This window comes from Burkholderia sp. HI2714, assembly GCF_002223085.1.
GTDB classification, from domain to species: domain Bacteria; phylum Pseudomonadota; class Gammaproteobacteria; order Burkholderiales; family Burkholderiaceae; genus Burkholderia; species Burkholderia lata_D.
The window spans coordinates 395859-411915 of sequence record NZ_NKFM01000035.1; the positions used below are offsets into that span (position 1 = coordinate 395859).

Annotated in this window: 16 protein-coding genes; 11 read left to right on the forward strand and 5 right to left on the reverse strand. The window is 67.6% G+C overall.

Annotated elements, in window-relative coordinates:
• Positions 1 to 9: 9 nt before the first annotated feature.
• The 4 genes from folE2 to CFB82_RS19820 are packed head-to-tail and all read left to right on the forward strand — an operon-like array spanning position 10 to position 3448.
• Positions 10 to 930, forward strand: coding sequence for a GTP cyclohydrolase FolE2 (folE2, locus tag CFB82_RS19805; protein WP_089485018.1), 921 nt, complete (start codon positions 10 to 12; stop codon positions 928 to 930).
• Positions 924 to 1502: a 6-pyruvoyl trahydropterin synthase family protein gene (locus CFB82_RS19810; protein ID WP_089484937.1), complete on the forward strand. Its 579-nt coding sequence runs from the start codon at positions 924 to 926 to the stop codon at positions 1500 to 1502. Before folE2 ends, CFB82_RS19810 begins: the two co-directional genes overlap by 7 nt.
• Positions 1502 to 2062 carry a gamma carbonic anhydrase family protein gene (locus tag CFB82_RS19815; RefSeq protein ID WP_089484938.1) on the forward strand — a complete coding sequence of 187 codons (561 nt, stop codon included), beginning with the start codon at positions 1502 to 1504 and terminating at the stop codon, positions 2060 to 2062. Before CFB82_RS19810 ends, CFB82_RS19815 begins: the two co-directional genes overlap by 1 nt.
• Positions 2063 to 2065: 3 nt before the next feature.
• Complete coding sequence (locus CFB82_RS19820; protein WP_089484939.1) at positions 2066 to 3448, forward strand: dihydroorotase; 1383 nt, start codon at positions 2066 to 2068, stop codon at positions 3446 to 3448.
• 33 nt (positions 3449 to 3481) lie between these two features.
• On the opposite strand, the gene CFB82_RS19825 is transcribed toward CFB82_RS19820, so the two are convergent.
• Both CFB82_RS19825 and CFB82_RS19830 read right to left on the reverse strand, forming a co-directional pair.
• A complete protein-coding gene (locus CFB82_RS19825) occupies positions 3482 to 4570 on the reverse strand; it encodes a hypothetical protein (RefSeq protein ID WP_143750938.1) in 1089 nt (362 codons plus the stop codon).
• Between the two features lie 151 nt (positions 4571 to 4721).
• Entirely contained in the window at positions 4722 to 5570 is an 849-nt protein-coding gene (locus CFB82_RS19830; protein WP_089484941.1) for a helix-turn-helix domain-containing protein, read from the reverse strand.
• A gap of 196 nt (positions 5571 to 5766) precedes the next feature.
• On the opposite strand from CFB82_RS19830, the gene CFB82_RS19835 reads away from it, so the two are divergent.
• Positions 5767 to 6729: a DUF2167 domain-containing protein gene (locus tag CFB82_RS19835; protein WP_089484942.1), complete on the forward strand. Its 963-nt coding sequence runs from the start codon at positions 5767 to 5769 to the stop codon at positions 6727 to 6729.
• Positions 6726 to 7451, forward strand: a complete 726-nt coding sequence (locus CFB82_RS19840) for a site-2 protease family protein (RefSeq protein WP_069252547.1) — start codon at positions 6726 to 6728, stop codon at positions 7449 to 7451. The genes CFB82_RS19835 and CFB82_RS19840 overlap by 4 nt, the downstream gene beginning before the upstream one ends.
• A 77-nt stretch (positions 7452 to 7528) precedes the next feature.
• Here the strand turns inward: CFB82_RS19840 and CFB82_RS19845 are convergent, their stop codons facing one another.
• Positions 7529 to 8908 carry an MFS transporter gene (locus tag CFB82_RS19845; RefSeq protein ID WP_089484943.1) on the reverse strand — a complete coding sequence of 460 codons (1380 nt, stop codon included), beginning with the start codon at positions 8906 to 8908 and terminating at the stop codon, positions 7529 to 7531.
• Between the two features lie 248 nt (positions 8909 to 9156).
• On the opposite strand from CFB82_RS19845, the gene CFB82_RS19850 reads away from it, so the two are divergent.
• Complete coding sequence (locus CFB82_RS19850) at positions 9157 to 10734, forward strand: aldehyde dehydrogenase (NADP(+)) (RefSeq protein ID WP_089484944.1); 1578 nt, start codon at positions 9157 to 9159, stop codon at positions 10732 to 10734.
• Between the two features lie 183 nt (positions 10735 to 10917).
• Here the strand turns inward: CFB82_RS19850 and CFB82_RS19855 are convergent, their stop codons facing one another.
• A complete protein-coding gene (locus CFB82_RS19855; RefSeq protein WP_089484945.1) occupies positions 10918 to 11115 on the reverse strand; it encodes a type II toxin-antitoxin system VapB family antitoxin in 198 nt (65 codons plus the stop codon).
• Positions 11116 to 11401: 286 nt separating this feature from the next.
• Between CFB82_RS19855 and CFB82_RS19860 the strand changes: the two genes are divergently transcribed.
• The gene (locus tag CFB82_RS19860; protein ID WP_069252543.1) at positions 11402 to 11956 is read left to right on the forward strand and encodes a hypothetical protein; all 555 of its coding nucleotides are present in this window, start codon (positions 11402 to 11404) and stop codon (positions 11954 to 11956) included.
• A gap of 115 nt (positions 11957 to 12071) precedes the next feature.
• Here CFB82_RS19860 and kdgD read toward each other — a convergent pair whose 3' ends face one another.
• Complete coding sequence (kdgD, locus tag CFB82_RS19865) at positions 12072 to 12986, reverse strand: 5-dehydro-4-deoxyglucarate dehydratase (RefSeq protein WP_089484946.1); 915 nt, start codon at positions 12984 to 12986, stop codon at positions 12072 to 12074.
• Between the two features lie 229 nt (positions 12987 to 13215).
• On the opposite strand from kdgD, the gene garD reads away from it, so the two are divergent.
• The 3 genes from garD (at position 13216) to CFB82_RS19880 (ending at position 15942) form a co-directional block, all read left to right on the forward strand.
• A complete protein-coding gene (gene garD / locus CFB82_RS19870) occupies positions 13216 to 14769 on the forward strand; it encodes a galactarate dehydratase (RefSeq protein ID WP_046546146.1) in 1554 nt (517 codons plus the stop codon).
• Positions 14770 to 15005: 236 nt separating this feature from the next.
• Positions 15006 to 15407 (forward strand): nuclear transport factor 2 family protein, encoded by a 402-nt coding sequence (locus CFB82_RS19875; RefSeq protein WP_069252541.1) that lies wholly within the window; start codon positions 15006 to 15008, stop codon positions 15405 to 15407.
• Between the two features lie 79 nt (positions 15408 to 15486).
• Complete coding sequence (locus CFB82_RS19880; protein ID WP_069252540.1) at positions 15487 to 15942, forward strand: RbsD/FucU family protein; 456 nt, start codon at positions 15487 to 15489, stop codon at positions 15940 to 15942.
• Positions 15943 to 16057: the final 115 nt, after the last annotated feature.

Consider the following 16057-nt stretch of genomic DNA (forward strand, 5'->3'; position numbering starts at 1 on the left):
ATTCCGAGCATGAACGCACCCCTTCCCGATATTTCCCTGACCGGTGCCGCGCCGGGCGGCCGCCCGCTCGAATGGGTCGGCATGCAGGGCATCGACCTGCCCGTTGCAGTGGCCGAGCCCGGCTGCCGGCGCGACGTGCATGCGCGCGCCGACGTGCAGGTCGATCTCCCAGCGCCGCACGTGAAGGGCATCCACATGTCGCGGCTGTACCGTCTGCTCGACGGGCTCGGCGATGGCGCGGCGCTGTCGCCGGCCGGCCTTCAGCGTGTGCTGCACGCGATGGTCGACAGCCATCGCGACTGCGACACGCGCAGCGCGCGGCTACGGTTGCGCTTCGACCTGCTGGCACGCCGCGCCGCGCTGGTGACGGACGGGCTGGCCGGATGGAAAGCCTATCCGGTCCGGATCGACGCGACGCTGACCGGCTCCCGGTTCGAGTTGCGCGCGCAGGTGACAGTCGTCTATTCGTCGACGTGCCCGTGCTCCGCCGCGCTGTCGCGGCACTGGGTCGAGCAGGCGTTCCTGGCGGCGTTCGGCCGCGACGATCGCGTGGAGCCGGCGGCAGTCGCCGCGTGGCTGAAACGGCACGCGACGGCGGCCACGCCGCACAGCCAGCGCAGCGAAGCCGTCGTCAGCGTGGCGCTGCCCGCCGATGGTGCGACGCTGCGGCTGATCGACCTGATCGATCGCATCGAGCACGCGCTCGGCACGCCGGTGCAGACGGCCGTCAAGCGCGCGGACGAGCAGGCATTCGCGGTGCTGAACGGCGGCAACCTGATGTTCGTCGAGGATGCCGCGCGACGGGTCCAGGCCGCGCTGGACGGCCACCATGCGACCCCGCGCGTGCACGTGCGCCATCTGGAAAGCCTGCATCCGCACGATGCGGTGGCCTGGGCCGCGCCGGTTCGCGAAGGCGCCGACGCATGCTGATCCGCAAGCTGTTCCGGTTCGAGAACGCGCACGTCGTGCGCGGCTGCAGCACGCGACGCTGCTCGCATTCGATCCACGGCCATTCGTACCGCGTCGAGCTGCTGCTCGAAGCGCATGCGCTGGATCACGGGCAGATGATCTACGACTTCGGGCTGCTCAAGGGCGACGTGCGCGACCTGATCGACGCGTTCGACCACGCAGTGACGCTGTGGTCGGATGACGATCCTTGCTATGTCGAGAGCATGCGCCGGCATTCCGAGCGCTGGGTGCTGCTGCCCGTGTCGCCGAGCGCCGAGCAGTTCTCGCGCGTGTTCTTTCGCCTCGTCGATGCGGCGCTGTCCTGCACCCGCATGACGAACGGCGAAGCCGGCGTGCGACTGCATTCGATCATCGTTCACGAGACCGAGACCGGTTACGCGCAGTGCTTTCGCGACGATGCGTTCAACCCGCGCATGGGCCGCATCGACCTGGACGACATCGTGTTCGCGCCGGCCATCGCCGGGCAGTGGCGCGATCCGGGCCTGTTCGAGCGGATCAAGCGCGGCCGCCCCATTTCAAGGCAGGAATCCTGATGATCAGAAAGAACCCGCGCGGCGACCTGCCGCAGATTCACCCGAGCGCCTTCGTCGATCCGACCGCCATTCTGTGCGGGCTAGTGATCGTCGAGGAGAACGTGTTCATCGGCCCGTACGCGGTGATCCGTGCCGACGAAACGGATGCCGGCGGCCGGATCGCGCCGATCGTGATCGGCGCGCATTCGAACATCCAGGATGGCGTGGTGATCCATTCGAAGTCGGGCGCGAGCGTCACCATCGGCCGGCACACGTCGATCGCGCATCGCGCGATCGTCCACGGGCCGTGCAAGGTCGGTAACGGCGTGTTCGTCGGCTTCAACAGCGTGCTGTTCAACTGCACGATCGACGACGGCTGCGTGGTGCGCTACAACGCGGTCGTCGACGGCTGCCACCTGCCGCCGGGTTTCTACGTGCGTTCGACCGAGCGCATCGGGCCGGAAACCGATCTCGCCGCGTTGCCGCAGGTGACGGCCGACGCGAGCGATTTCTCAGAGGACGTTGCACGCACGAACAATGCGCTGGTGCTGGGCTACAAGCACATCCAGAACGAGTTCTGAGTCATGGACGAGCGCAACCGACGTGAAGGAGGCGCGAGCGACGCGCTGAAGCGACGTCACGCCGACCTGCTCGTGCATGGCGGCACGGTGATGACACCCAACGGGGCCGAGCAGATCGATGTTGCGTGCGTGGACGGCCGTGTCGTCGCATTGGGCGCGTTGCACGGCACGTGGCGCGCCGACGTCCTGCTGGATGCCGGCGGCCTGCACGTGTTGCCGGGCGTCGTCGACAGCCAGGTGCATTTCCGCGAACCGGGCCTCACGCACAAGGAGACCTTCGAGGCCGGCACGCGCGGCGCGGTGCTCGGCGGCGTCACGACGATCTTCGAGATGCCCAACACGCATCCGCTGACGCTGACCGCGCAGGATCTGCAGGCCAAGCTGGATCTCGCGCGCGGCCGTGCGTGGTGCGACTACGCGTTCTATATCGGTGGCTCGGCTGCGAACGCCGAACGGCTGCCGGCGCTCGAAAACCTGCCGGGCTGCGCGGGTGTGAAGGTCTTCATGGGCAGTTCGTTCGGCGACCTGCTGGCCGACGACGAAGCCGTGTTGCGCCGGATCGCGCGCAACGGACGGCGGCGCATGGCCGTGCACGCGGAGGACGAGGCGCGGTTGCGCGAGCGCCGGGCGCTCGTGGAAGCGAGCGGCGACGTGCGGGACCATCATCGCTGGCGCGACGAGGAAAGCGCGCTGGCGGCGACGCGGCGCATCGTCGGGCTGGCTGCCGAGACGGGCCGGCGGCTGCATGTGCTGCACGTGTCCACCGCCGACGAAATGGCGTTCCTCGCGCGGCACCGGCGTCGCGTGACCGTCGAGGTCACGCCGCATCACCTGAGCCTGCACGCGCCCGATTGCTACGCGCGGCTCGGTACGTTCGCGCAGATGAATCCGCCGGTGCGCGAGCGGCATCATCAGGATGCACTGTGGCAGGCCGTTCGCGATGGCGTGGTCGACGTGGTCGGCAGCGATCACGCGCCGCATACGCGCGATGAGAAACGCCGGCCCTATCCGCAGTCACCGAGCGGGATGACCGGCGTGCAGACGCTGCTGCCGCTGATGCTCGATCACGTGCATGCGGGCCGCCTGAGCCTCGCGCGGCTGGTCGACCTGACCAGCGCCGGGCCGGCGCGCATCTTCGGCATCGCGGGGAAGGGGCGGATCGCGGCGGGCTACGACGCCGATTTCAGCATCGTCGACTTGCGCGCGCGGCGAACCATTCGCGACGAATGGATCGCGAGCGTGAGCGGCTGGACGCCGTACGACGGCTGCGCGGTCACGGGGTGGCCCGTGCATACGGTCGTGCGCGGGCAGGTTGTCGTGCGCGACGAGGCGCTGAATGGGCGGCCGGTCGGGCAGCCGGTCGCGTTTCTTGATGCGGTGGCTTGACCCGAACGATGTGCGGCCCGGTTCAGCGTCCACTCAGTAAGCCGCATCCCGCACGAGCGCGTAGGTCTTTCCCGACGGCGCCTGGACGATCGACATGCCTTCGGCGATCGGCCCATTGGTTTTGCTGATCGCCGGCTGACTGCGCGTCGGTGTGAAGACCCAGGCGCCGGGATACTTCTCGCGGAGCCCGCGCAACGCGGAGGAGACCGCGGTCCCGGCGGGGTAGTGGATGCCGCCGATGTCGATTGCGCGTGCCAGCGTCGCAGATGTGAAGGCGACGATGCGATGCTGCCGGTCGAGTCGCAGTCTCGCGCCGTGCAGCGCCAGCCCCGCCAGTTGAAATACGCCGCCTTGGGCAACATCGATACGCCAGTAGTCGTCGTCGCGCAGACCGTCGCCATAGGTGGTCGTGTCACGGATCAAGTCCGATCCAGCCGGAACGATGGCGTCGGCTATCCGATTGCCGTCGGCCAGACGACACCACCACAGCGACCTGGTCCGGGCGTCGTTGCGCAAGACGATTTCCATCGGTTGGCCTGCATCGCACACCCATCCGTCGAGCGAGCGGGGGCCGGTGATCGTCAGCCCCAGCGCAGTGAGGTGGACGGGGTTCCGGTCGTTCCGCGGCGCTTCGTCGTCGAATTCCGACCGGACCTCCACCGCCTTGGCGGGGATGCCGTAGACATCGACCTCGCGCGGAAACACGGCTGTGTCGAACGAATGCATGTCGCCGGCGGTGCCGAGCGACAGTTGGGTGCCGGGCGGCATGTCGATGCCCATCAGCCGGGTGGTCTTTTCCAGCGTGGGATGTTCCGCGGCGTCTTTCTTTCGTGCATCCAGATCGATCTTCAAATAGGCGATTGCCAACGCGACGAACAAGCTGCTCATCCAGCAGAGCACGCCGAGCAGGACGGACTTGCGTATCCAGCGCGCGCGAAATGCGCGTCGCGCATCGGGAGAAAACGTCAGCGTGACGACCCAAAGCAGCACGGCGACAGTCGCCAGAAACGAAATGCCGAGAATGGCGAGGAAGGCGCCGGAGAAAAGCGGAGCAGGAATCATGGGAGCGGCGAGTGCCTGAGCGGATTCATGATGAGTCTTGCCCCGGCAAAGCCAGGACATGCCGGCATCGTCAACGGAGGAGCTGACACGGGCCGTCCGGCCCGTGGCAAACGCGATGGCGAGATCCGGCGCGGATGGCGCTCATTGTAGTGTGCAAACGCAACGATCCGACGAGAGCGGGATGTGCACGCCGCCGACCCGCACGCCGACATTACTCCGCCGGCAACGCGTCCGCCAGCGCCCGCATCGCGTCCACCGTCTCCGGGTTCGCCGGAAAGAACGCCTCGATCGCAAGTTCCGACAGCGTCACGTCGACCGGCGTGCCGAACACCGTCGTCGTGCTGAAGAACGTCAGCTCGCCGGCTGCCGTGCGCAGCCGCAGCGGCACGGCGATATCCGCGAAATCGGTGCGCGCCTGCGTGTCGTCGGGCTGGCCGGCCGGCGCCGGATATGCGGCGAGTTCGTCGCGCAGCGTGTGCAGCGTGCGGTCGCCGCTCGCATCGATCTGCCGCTGCAGCCGATGCAGGATGTGCGCGCGCCATTCGTGCCAGTTGACGATCTGCGACGCGAGCCCGTCCGGATGCAGGCTCAGCCGCAGCACGTTGACGGGCGGCTGCAGCAGCGCCGGGTCGGCCTGCGCGACCAGCGCGCCGAGCATCCGGTTTGCGGCGAGCAGCGTCCAGTGGCGGTCCACGGCGAGCGCCGGATAAGGCTCGTGGCCGCGCAGCACCGCTTCGACCGCATGGCGTGCGGCATCCAGTTGCGGATCCGAAAACGGCCGTTCGCGAAACAGCGGCGCGAAGCCGGCCGCGACGAGCAGCGCATTGCGTTCGCGCAGCGGCACGTCGAGACGCTCGGCGAGATGCAGCACCATCTCGCGGCTCGGCTGCGCGCGGCCCGATTCGACGAAGCTCAGATGGCGCGCGGAAACTTCCGCGTCGAGCGCAAGCGCCATCTGGCTCAGGCGCCGGCGTTGCCGCCACGTGCGCAACAGCGGGCCGATGCCGGGCGCGCGGCCGGCGGATGGGGAGGGCGAATGGAGGGCGGCGGTCGGGTTCATGCAGCAGATGATAGGCAATCCCGCGCACCATGGACATTACCTGCGACGTAAGCATCTCGCCGTTCCCCGGGCGTGTCACCGCGCTGCGTTACCATAGCCCCCGTGCCAACTGAGAGACGACGCCGGACCCGCGATTGAAAGCGCCTGGGCCGGTGCCGTGCATATTTACGACAAGGCATTCCAGGGGAATCCAACAATGAAAAAACTTGCCGTCCGGCTCGCCTGCGTGGCGACGCTTGCATTCGCCGCGACCACCGGCCACGCGCAGACCGAATCTGCGCAGGTGGAAATGAGGGCCGCCGCCGCGGCCGCCAACGACGCGGTCGTGAAGGGCCCGACCGACATCGACGTGAAACACGAAGCCGTGCTGAAGCTGAAAGCCGGTGAATCGTTCGTGCCGGCCGCCGAAGCCGGCCGCTACCTGCGCTCGATGGGCAACTCGATCGACGAATCCAAGCTGGTCGGCCTCGTACTGCCCGACGATCCCGATGCCGACTGGATCTCGGTCGTGTCGTTCGAGCCGAGCGGCTATATCCGCGATGACGATGCGAAGGACTGGAAACCCGACGAGCTGCTGAAGAGCCTGCAGTCCGGCACCGAGGAAGACAACCCGGGGCGCAAGGAGCGCGGCCTGCCGGAGACCGAGGTGGTCGGCTGGGCGAAGGCGCCCGCCTACGACGCAGCCACGCACCGGCTCGTGTGGTCCGCGATCATCCGCGACAAGGGCGCGGCCCCGAATGCCGAGAACGACGGCGTGAACTACCGGACGCTCGTGCTCGGCCGTGACGGCTACCTGTCGCTGACGATGGCGTCGACGCTTGCCGATCTGCCGAAATACAAGGCGTCGGCCGACGAGCTGCTGTCGAACATCCGCTTCAACGATGGCAAGCGCTATGCCGATTTCAACAAGTCGACCGACCACGTCGCCGAGTACGGCCTTGCGGCGCTGATCGTCGGCGTCGGCGCGAAGAAGCTTGGCTTGCTCGCGCTGATCGGCGCGTTCGCGGTGAAGTTCTTCAAGATCGGCGCGGTCGCGCTGCTGGCCGGCGGCGCGGCGTTGAAGCGCTTCTTCGGGCGCAAGCCGAAGGCAGCCGCGGTGCCGGCCGTCGCCGAGGCATCCAGCGTCTCCGACGCATCCGGCACGGAGCGCAAGGAATGACGAAGCTGTTGCTGCTGATCTTCGGCGGCCTCAAGCTCGGCAAGGTGCTCGTGTCGGCGGGCACCATGCTGGCGTCGATCGCGGTCTACGCGGTGTTCTACGGCTGGCGGTTCGCGGCCGGTTTCGTGGCGCTGCTGCTGGTGCACGAGGCCGGCCATTACATCGCCGCGCAGCGGCGCGGGCTCGACGTCGGGCTGCCGACCTTCATCCCGTTCGTCGGCGCGTGGATCCAGCTGAAGGAGATGCCGCACGACGCGGAAACCGAGGCGTACGTCGGGCTCGCCGGGCCGTTCGTCGGCACGCTCGGTGCGCTGGCCTGCTACGCGGCCGCGCGCCACTATGACAGCAACCTGCTGCTCGCGCTGTCGTACACGGGCTTCTTCCTGAACCTGTTCAACATGATTCCGCTGTCGCCGTTCGACGGCGGGCGGATCACCGCGGTGCTGTCGCCGCGCATCTGGTTCGCGGGCGTGCCGGTGCTGATCGCGCTGTTCGTGTACCGCCCGAGCCCGCTGCTGATCGTGATGGCGATCCTCGCGCTGCCGCAGCTGAAGCGTGCGTGGCGCTACGACCCCGACGCGCCGGAGAACCGCGTGTACTACGCGACGTCGATCGAGACGAAGACGACGTACGCGCTCTGCTACGTGGGCCTGCTCGCGTTCCTCGCGCTGATGACGTCGGGCGTGCACGACATGCTGCGCGTCGCGCATTCGTCGATCTGACCGCGGATACCGGCGGTCGAATGCAACGACGGCGGCCGTTTTATGCGGCCGCCGTCGTTTTGTCTTGAAGCCGAGCGTCAGGCGTCGCGATGACGCAGTTCGACGCGTTTGATGTCCTTCACGATCACGAGATAGCTGAATACGGTGACGAGCGCGTTCAGCCCGACGAACACGAGCGCGCCGTTGAACGAGCCGCTCGCGCCGACGAGGTAACCGATCGCGATCGGCGCGACGATGCCGGCCGTGTTGCCGAACATGTTGAACAGGCTGCCCGACAGGCCGATCGCTTCCTTCGGCGCGGTATCCGCGACGACGGCCCAGCCCAGCGAGCCGATCCCCTTGCCGAAGAACGACACGGCCATCAGCACGATCACCAGCACTTCGCTGTCGACGTAGTTGCAGCCGATGATGACCATCGACAGCGCCATCCCGCCGACGATCGGGATCTTGCGCGCGAGCGTGAGCGACACGCCGCGACGGATCAGCCCGTCCGACAGCATCCCGCCGAGCACGCCGCCGAGGAACCCGCAGATCGCGGGCAGCGACGTCATGAAGCCGGCCTTCAGCAGCGACATCCCGCGTGCCTGCACGAGATAGATCGGGAACCACGTGAGGAAGAAGTAGGTGAGCACGTTCACGCAGTACTGGCCGAGGTACACGCCGATCAGCATCCGGTTCCACAGCAGTTGGCGCACGTAGTACCAGCCGGCCACGCGGCTGCCCTCCGCGCGCGCGCCGTTGCTGCTGCGCGCGGCGGTGCGCACCAGTCCGCCGCCCTGCTCGATATGCTCGAGTTCCGCTCGGTTCACGGCCGGATGGTCGGCCGGATCCTTCATGACCCGCAGCCACAGGAACGCGAGCGCGATGCCCGCGAGGCCGAGCCACAGATACACCTGGTGCCAGCCGTACGCATGCGTGAGCCACGCCATCAGCGGCGAGAACACCACGGCCGCGAAGTACTGCGCTGCGTTGAAGATCGCCGACGCGGTGCCGCGCTCGGCGGTCGGGAACCAGCTCGCCACGACCTTCGCGTTCGCCGGAAAGGCCGGGGCTTCGGCGATGCCGACCGCGAAGCGCATCGCGAACAGCGCGGCGACCGCGAACGCGGCGCTGCCGCCGAGGCCGATCGTGCTCTGCAGCAGCGTGAACGCCGACCACAGGAAGATGCTCGCCGCATACACGCGTCGCGCGCCGAAGCGGTCGAGCAGCCAGCCGCTCGGCAGTTGCGCGAGCACGTACGCCCAACTGAACGCCGAAAAGATGTAGCCCATCGTCACCGGATCGATGCCGAACGCCTTGCGGATCGGCGTGCCGGTGATCGACAGCGTCGCGCGGTCCGCATAGTTGAGCGTCGTGACGACGAACAGCATCGCGAGGATCCAGTAGCGCACGGCGGTCCGGCGCGCGGTGCGCGCGAGGTCGAGCGGAAGCTCGCGAGGGGAGGTCTGATTGCTCACTTTAAATGTACGTCGTCGTATGACATGAGCGAAAGTTTATTGAGAATGTCCGGATTCAGAAACCTCGGGTTTTCCCTTTGGGGATAGTCATCACAGTGTGGGAAAGTCGCGATATGCTGGCCGGACAAGGCTTGCGCGTGTATCGTCGGCGCCTTCGCAGGCGGCGCGAATGATGCGAGGTTGTCGGCAGACATCGTATCTGTTGCGCTACAATGAGCAATCCATTCCCGAACCACGGAGCACATCCCATGCAACTGACAGGAGAGATGCTGATCGGCGCCGAAGCGGTGGCCGGCTCGGCAGGCACCTTGCTGGCGTTCGACCCGACGAAAGGCGCGCCGATCGAGGCCCCGGCGTTCGGCGTCGCGACGCAGGCCGACGTCGACCGCGCGTGCGAGCTCGCACGCGACGCGTTCGATGCGTACCGCACGCAGCCGCTCGCGGCCCGCGCGGCGTTTCTTGACGCGATCGCGGATGAAATCGTCGCGCTCGGCGACGCGCTGATCGAGCGCGCGCACGCCGAAACGGGCCTGCCCGTCGCGCGGCTGCAAGGCGAGCGCGGCCGTACCGTCGGCCAGCTCCGGCTGTTCGCGCGTGTCGTGCGCGACGGGCGCTTCCTCGCCGCGTCGATCGATCCCGCGCAGCCGGCGCGTACGCCGCTGCCGCGTTCGGACCTGCGGCTGCAGAAAGTCGCGCTCGGGCCCGTCGCCGTGTTCGGCGCGAGCAATTTCCCGCTCGCATTCTCGGTGGCGGGCGGCGATACCGCGTCGGCGCTCGCGGCCGGCTGCCCGGTGATCGTGAAGGCGCACGAGGCGCACCTCGGCACGTCCGAGCTGGTCGGCCGCGCGATCCGCGCCGCCGTCGCGAAAACCGGCATGCCGGCGGGCGTGTTCTCGCTGCTGGTCGGCCCCGGTCGTGTGATCGGCGCGGCGCTGGTCAGCCATCCGGCGATCCAGGCCGTCGGTTTCACCGGGTCGCGGCAGGGCGGGATGGCGCTCGTGCAGCACGCGAACGCGCGTCCGCAGCCGATTCCCGTTTATGCGGAAATGAGCAGCATCAACCCGGTCGTGCTGTTCCCGGCGGCGCTTACCGCGCGCGGCGACGCGATCGCGACGGGCTTCGTCGATTCGCTGACGCTCGGCGTCGGCCAGTTCTGTACCAACCCGGGCCTCGTGCTCGCAATCGACGGCCCTGATCTCGACCGCTTCGAGACGGTCGCCGCGCAGGCGCTCGCGAAGAAGCCGGCCGGCGTGATGCTCACGCGTGGCATCGCCGATGCGTATCGCAATGGTCGCGGCAAGCTGGCCGAGCTGCCGGGCGTGCGCGAAATCGGCGCGGGCGAGGCGGCGCAGACCGACTGCCAGGCCGGCGGCGCGCTGTACGAAGTCGGTGCGCAGGCGTTCCTGGCCGAGCCGGCATTCAGCCACGAGGTGTTCGGGCCGGCGTCGCTGATCGTGCGTTGCCGTGATCTCGACGAAGTCGCGCGCGTGCTCGAAGCACTCGAAGGCCAGCTGACGGCCACGCTGCAGATGGACGCCGACGACAAGCCGCTCGCGCGCCGGCTGCTGCCGATCCTCGAACGCAAGGCGGGCCGCCTGCTGGTCAACGGCTACCCGACCGGCGTCGAGGTGTGCGACGCGATGGTGCACGGCGGGCCGTTCCCGGCCACGTCGAACCCGGCCGTCACGTCGGTCGGCGCGACGGCGATCGACCGTTTCCTGCGGCCGGTGTGCTATCAGGATTTCCCGGACGATCTGCTGCCCGAAGGGCTGCAGGAAGGCAATCCGCTCGCGATTCCGCGGCTGCGGGACGGGAAGGCGGAGTGATGACGCACCTCGATTGAGGGAGCGATCCATTGCGACCGGTGAGCCTGGGGGCTTGCCGGTTGCAACAAACGAAAAGGCGGAAGTGGCCGGTGAGCCGCTTCCGCCTTTTTTGCATGGCAGGTTTGGGTGGTGCCGATCTCGCCGCGTCAGTGGGCAGGATGCGCGGCGAGCCGTCGAAAAGAATCATGCTGGCTCCGACGGGCGGCGCGGGATGGATTCGAGATCAGGTTCGGTGCCGCCGAGACGGGCGAGCCGCCGGGCGCTTTCGCGGGCGATCATCGCGCGCAGCGCTTCTTTCACCAAGGCCGATTTTTCGGTCACGCCAGTCAATTGCTGCGCTTTGGCAAGCAGGGCGTCGTCAAGGGACAAGGTCGTGCGCATGGCGCGCCTCCGGAAAGGATCGAAGCATCAACTATCGCATCAATTGATGCTGATGCTGATGCTGATGCCTGCACCCGAGTGTGCAATGAATCTGGATCGTGCCGAGGCGGCATAGAGGGGCCGGTGTCCGGGGCGAGCGCCGGCGTCGTCGTGCGGGCAAAGGCGGTCGTTGATCTCGCCGTCTTCCGTGTCGCCGGAATTTCTCATACAGTACCGGAGCCCCGGGTCGACCGACCCGCAGGCGAAACCTGAGAGATCCAGAAAAAGACCAAGAGGGAACGGCATCATGAACATCAGCAAACGTGGCGACCACCTGTTCGCGGCCGGGTTGTGGAAAGCGATCGGCGACGTCGCGAAATCGGTCCGTACCCAGATCGGCGAATACAGCGAAGGGCGCGTGCTGGCCGACGCGCTGTTCGCCCTGCAGCGCGAGTTGGGCGGCAGCGAATTCGATGTGACGATCAACCAGGGGCGGCCCGTCGCGGGTTCCGATCCGCATTCGTTGACCTTCGGCAGGGCCGTCGAGCGTTTCAGGCACGACATGGAGGCGGTGGTGTTCGCGCTGAAGCACCGCCGCAGCATCGACGAGCCCAACGGTGCGCAGCGCGCCGAAGAACTGACGCAGGCCAACACGCATCTCGCGACCGCGAAGCAGTACGCGATGTTGACGGTCGGGCGGTTCTTCGATGCGGTCGTCGATCGCGACGTGCTGGAACAGATCGTGGGTGCCGAGTCGCCCGCGCGCGGCCGGCCGATCGCGGCGCGCAAGGGAATCGACGAGACGCAGCGCACGCTCGCCGGCGTGCGTCAGCGGATCATCGGCGCGATCGCGCAGATGTAACGCAATGGCCGCGCCGGCTCGTCGAGCCGCGCGGCCATTGCGTGATGCGGATACGGCGCGCGGGGGCGCCGGCGTGCGGCGCCGATGAAGATCGCGCGCCGCCGGCGAACGCCGCTTATTGCGGCCCCATCTTCTTGATCAGCACGTCGAGCTCCGCTGCTTCATCGTCGGTGAGATCGACGAGCGGCGCACGCACCGGGCCTGCGTCATGGCCGACGAGCTTCGCGCCCGCCTTCACGATGCTGACCGCATAGCCCGCGCGGCGATTGCGGATCTTCAGGTACGGCAGGAAAAATTCGTCGATCAGGCGGCCGACCGTGGCGTGGTCGTCCTTCGCGATCGCTTCGTAGAATGCCATCGCCGTCTTCGGGATGAAGTTGAACACGGCCGACGAATACACCGGCACGCCGAGCGCCTTGTACGCGGCCGCATAGACTTCAGCCGTCGGCAGCCCGCCGAGGTAGGCGAAACGGTCGCCGAGGCGGCGGCGGATCGTCACCATGCTTTCGATTTCGCCGACACCGTCCTTGAAGCCGATCAGGTTCGGGCAACGATCGGCGAGGCGCTCGAGCATGTCGGCGTTCAGCTTCGAATTCGCGCGGTTGTACACCACGACACCGATCTTCAGCGCACGGCACACCTGCTCGACGTGGTCGGCGATCCCTTCCTGGCTGGCTTCCGTCAGGTAGTGCGGCATCAGCAGCACGCCGCTCGCGCCGAGGCGCTCGGCCTCCTGCGCATATTCGATCGCGACGCGCGTCGCACCGCCCGCGCCGGCGAGGATCGGCACCTTGCCCTTGCAGGTTTCCGTCGCGACACGGATCACGTCCGAATACTCGCGCTGCGTGAGCGAGAAGAATTCACCGGTGCCGCCGGCCGCGAACAGCGCGCTCGCACCGTACGGCGCGAGCCATTCCAGGCGCTCGGCATAGGTGGACGGGCGGAAGCTGCCGTCGGCGTCGAAATCCGTCAGCGGAAACGACAGCAGGCCGTGGGAGATGATCTGTTTGAGTTCTTGCGGTGAAGTCATGGTGGGTGTCGTCCGTCTAGCGCGAGTGCTGGTTCGTCGGGAACGGCATACGAGCCGAATTGGCGATGTCGTTGTATGTCATCGTACAACGCAAGAAAGAGCGGCGCAAGCGGTTTGCTGGCGGGTCAAGGGTAGGGTCTTTCCAGATAAGGGTTTACGCAGCATCGTCGACTGAGGTTGAGTGTCGTATGATGACTAACGATATCGCAGACAGACTCCTGGAATTCCGATGACTGCTTCCCCGCTCTATATCCGTGTGCATCCGGACGACAACGTCGCGATCGTCGTCAACGACGGCGGCTTGCCCGAGGGCGCGACGTTCGCCGACGGGCTGACGTTGCGCGAAGGCGTGCCGCAGGGGCACAAGGTTGCGCTGGTCGACCTCGCGGCCGGCGACCCGATCGTCCGCTACAACGTGGTGATCGGCTATGCGCTGGTCGAGCTGCGCCGCGGCAGCTGGGTCAACGAACGCACGATGCGCATGCCCGAGCCGCCGGGGCTCGACGACCTGCCGCTTGCCACCCGCGCCGCGCCGCCGCTGCCGCCGCTCGAAGGCTATACGTTCGAGGGTTTCCGTAACGCCGACGGCTCGGTCGGCACGCGCAACATCCTCGCGATCACGACGACCGTGCAGTGCGTGTCGGGCGTCGTCGAGCACGCCGTGAAGCGGATCAAGGCCGAGCTGCTGCCGCGCTACCCGAACGTCGACGACGTGGTCGGGCTCGAACACACGTACGGTTGCGGCGTGGCGATCGACGCGCCCGATGCCGACATCCCGATTCGCACGCTGCGCAACATCAGCCTGAATCCGAATTTCGGCGGCGAGGTGATGACCGTGAGCCTCGGCTGCGAGAAGCTGCAGCCCGAGCGCCTGCTGCCGCCCGGCACGATTCCGGTCGCGGCCGACGGTGCGACCGACAACGGCGGCGTGGTGTGCCTGCAGGACGCCGCGCACGTCGGCTTCAACTCGATGATCGACTCGATCATGAAGATGGCCGAATCGCATCTTGAGCGGCTCAACCGCCGCCGCCGCGAGACGTGCCCGGCATCCGATCTCGTCGTCGGCGTGCAGTGCGGCGGCAGCGACGCGTTCTCGGGGCTCACCGCGAACCCGGCCGTCGGCTTCGCGGCCGATCTGCTGGTGCGTGCGGGCGCGACGATCATGTTCTCCGAGGTGACGGAAGTGCGCGACGGTGTCGCGCAGCTCACGTCACGGGCGGCGAACGAGGACGTGGCGCGCGAGATCATCCGCGAGATGGACTGGTACGACCGCTACCTGCAGCGCGGCCGCGTCGACCGCAGCGCGAACACGACGCCCGGCAACAAGAAGGGCGGCCTGTCGAACATCGTCGAGAAGGCGATGGGCTCGATCGTGAAGTCGGGCAGCGCGCCGATCGCCGGCGTCGTGCGTCCCGGCGATCGCGCGAAGCAGAAGGGGCTGCTGTATGCGGCGACGCCCGCGAGCGACTTTATTTGCGGCACGCTGCAGCTCGCAGCCGGGATGAACCTGCATATTTTCACGACGGGCCGCGGCACGCCGTACGGCCTCGCGCAGGTGCCGGTGATCAAGGTCGCGACGCGCAGCGATCTCGCGCGCCGCTGGCACGACCTGATGGATCTCGACGCGGGGCAGATCGCGACCGGCGCGGCCACGATCGAGGACACGGGCTGGGCACTGTTCCGGTTGATGCTCGACGTCGCGAGCGGCAAGCGCCGCACGTGGGCCGAGCAATGGAAGCTCGCGAATGCGCTGACGCTGTTCAACCCGGCGCCGGTGACCTGACGCGCGCGGCCGTTGCCGCCGAACGATGCGGGCGCCTTCGGGCGCCCGTTGTCATTGCGGCGGCGAATTCACGATCCGGCGCACGCAGCACCTCTCGCGCAGACGGTGCGAATTCCTTACCTGTCACGTAATCGACCGCCCGTGCGAGGCCGGCGACGATGTCTGCACGCGAACACGCAATACGCAACGCGCGACGTTCGCGACATCGTCCTCTCATCGACCCAAGGAGCCTCGCCATGAACACCGCCCAATCCGCATCGTCCGCTTCGTCCGTTCACGCCGACCTGATCGACCGCTACATCGACGCCTGGAACGAACCCGACGTCGCGCGTCGCCGCGCGCTGATCGACGCGACCTACGCGAGCGACGCGGCCTATCGCGATCCGCTGATGACCGGCGACGGCCACGCCGGCATCGACGCGATGATCGCGGCCGTGCAGGCGCGCTTCCCCGCGTTCCGCTTCCGCCGCACGACCGACGTCGACGGGTTCGGCCCGCACCTGCGCTTCTCGTGGGCGCTCGTGTCGCCCGATGGCGCGGCGATCGTGAAGGGTTCGGACTTCGGCACCGTCGACGCGTCGGGCCGCCTCGCGTCAGTGACGGGCTTCATCGACGAAATGCCGGCCGCGGCGTCGTGACGCGAGCGATGCACGCGCAGCGGCCACCGGGATCGGGTAACGTTATGCGGTTCGTTCCTGATCCCGGAGACTAGCCGACATGCTGAAGAATCTCGACCCGCTGCTGCACGCCGACATCCTGCACACGCTGCGCGCGATGGGCCACGGCGACGAAATCGCGATCTGCGATGCAAACTTCCCGGCGGAATCCGTCGCGGAGCACACGGTGGTCGGCCGCGCATTGCGGATCGACGGTGCGGATTCGGCGCGCGTCGTGCGCGCGGTGCTGTCCGTGCTGCCGCTCGACACGTTCGTCGACACGCCTGCATGGCGGATGGAAGTCGTCGGCGATGCGGCGGCGGTGCCGCCCGTGCAGCGCGAGGTGCAGGCCGAGATCGACCGCGCGGAAGGGCGTGCGGTGCCGCTTACGGGTGTCGACCGGTTCGCGTTCTACGAGCGCGCGCAGCAGGCTTACGCGGTGATCGTCACCGGCGAGCTGCGCGGCTACGGCTGCTTCATCTTCAAGAAGGGCGTGTTGTTGAGCGACGCGGGCTAAACGCCTTTTGAGCCCGCCGCCTTCGGCCGCGCGGCCGCCGCCGTGTAAAGATTTGCTACAACGTTAGCTCGGTGCAATCGATTCCCTATGTAATTGATTTTTAAGGGGAAAGATT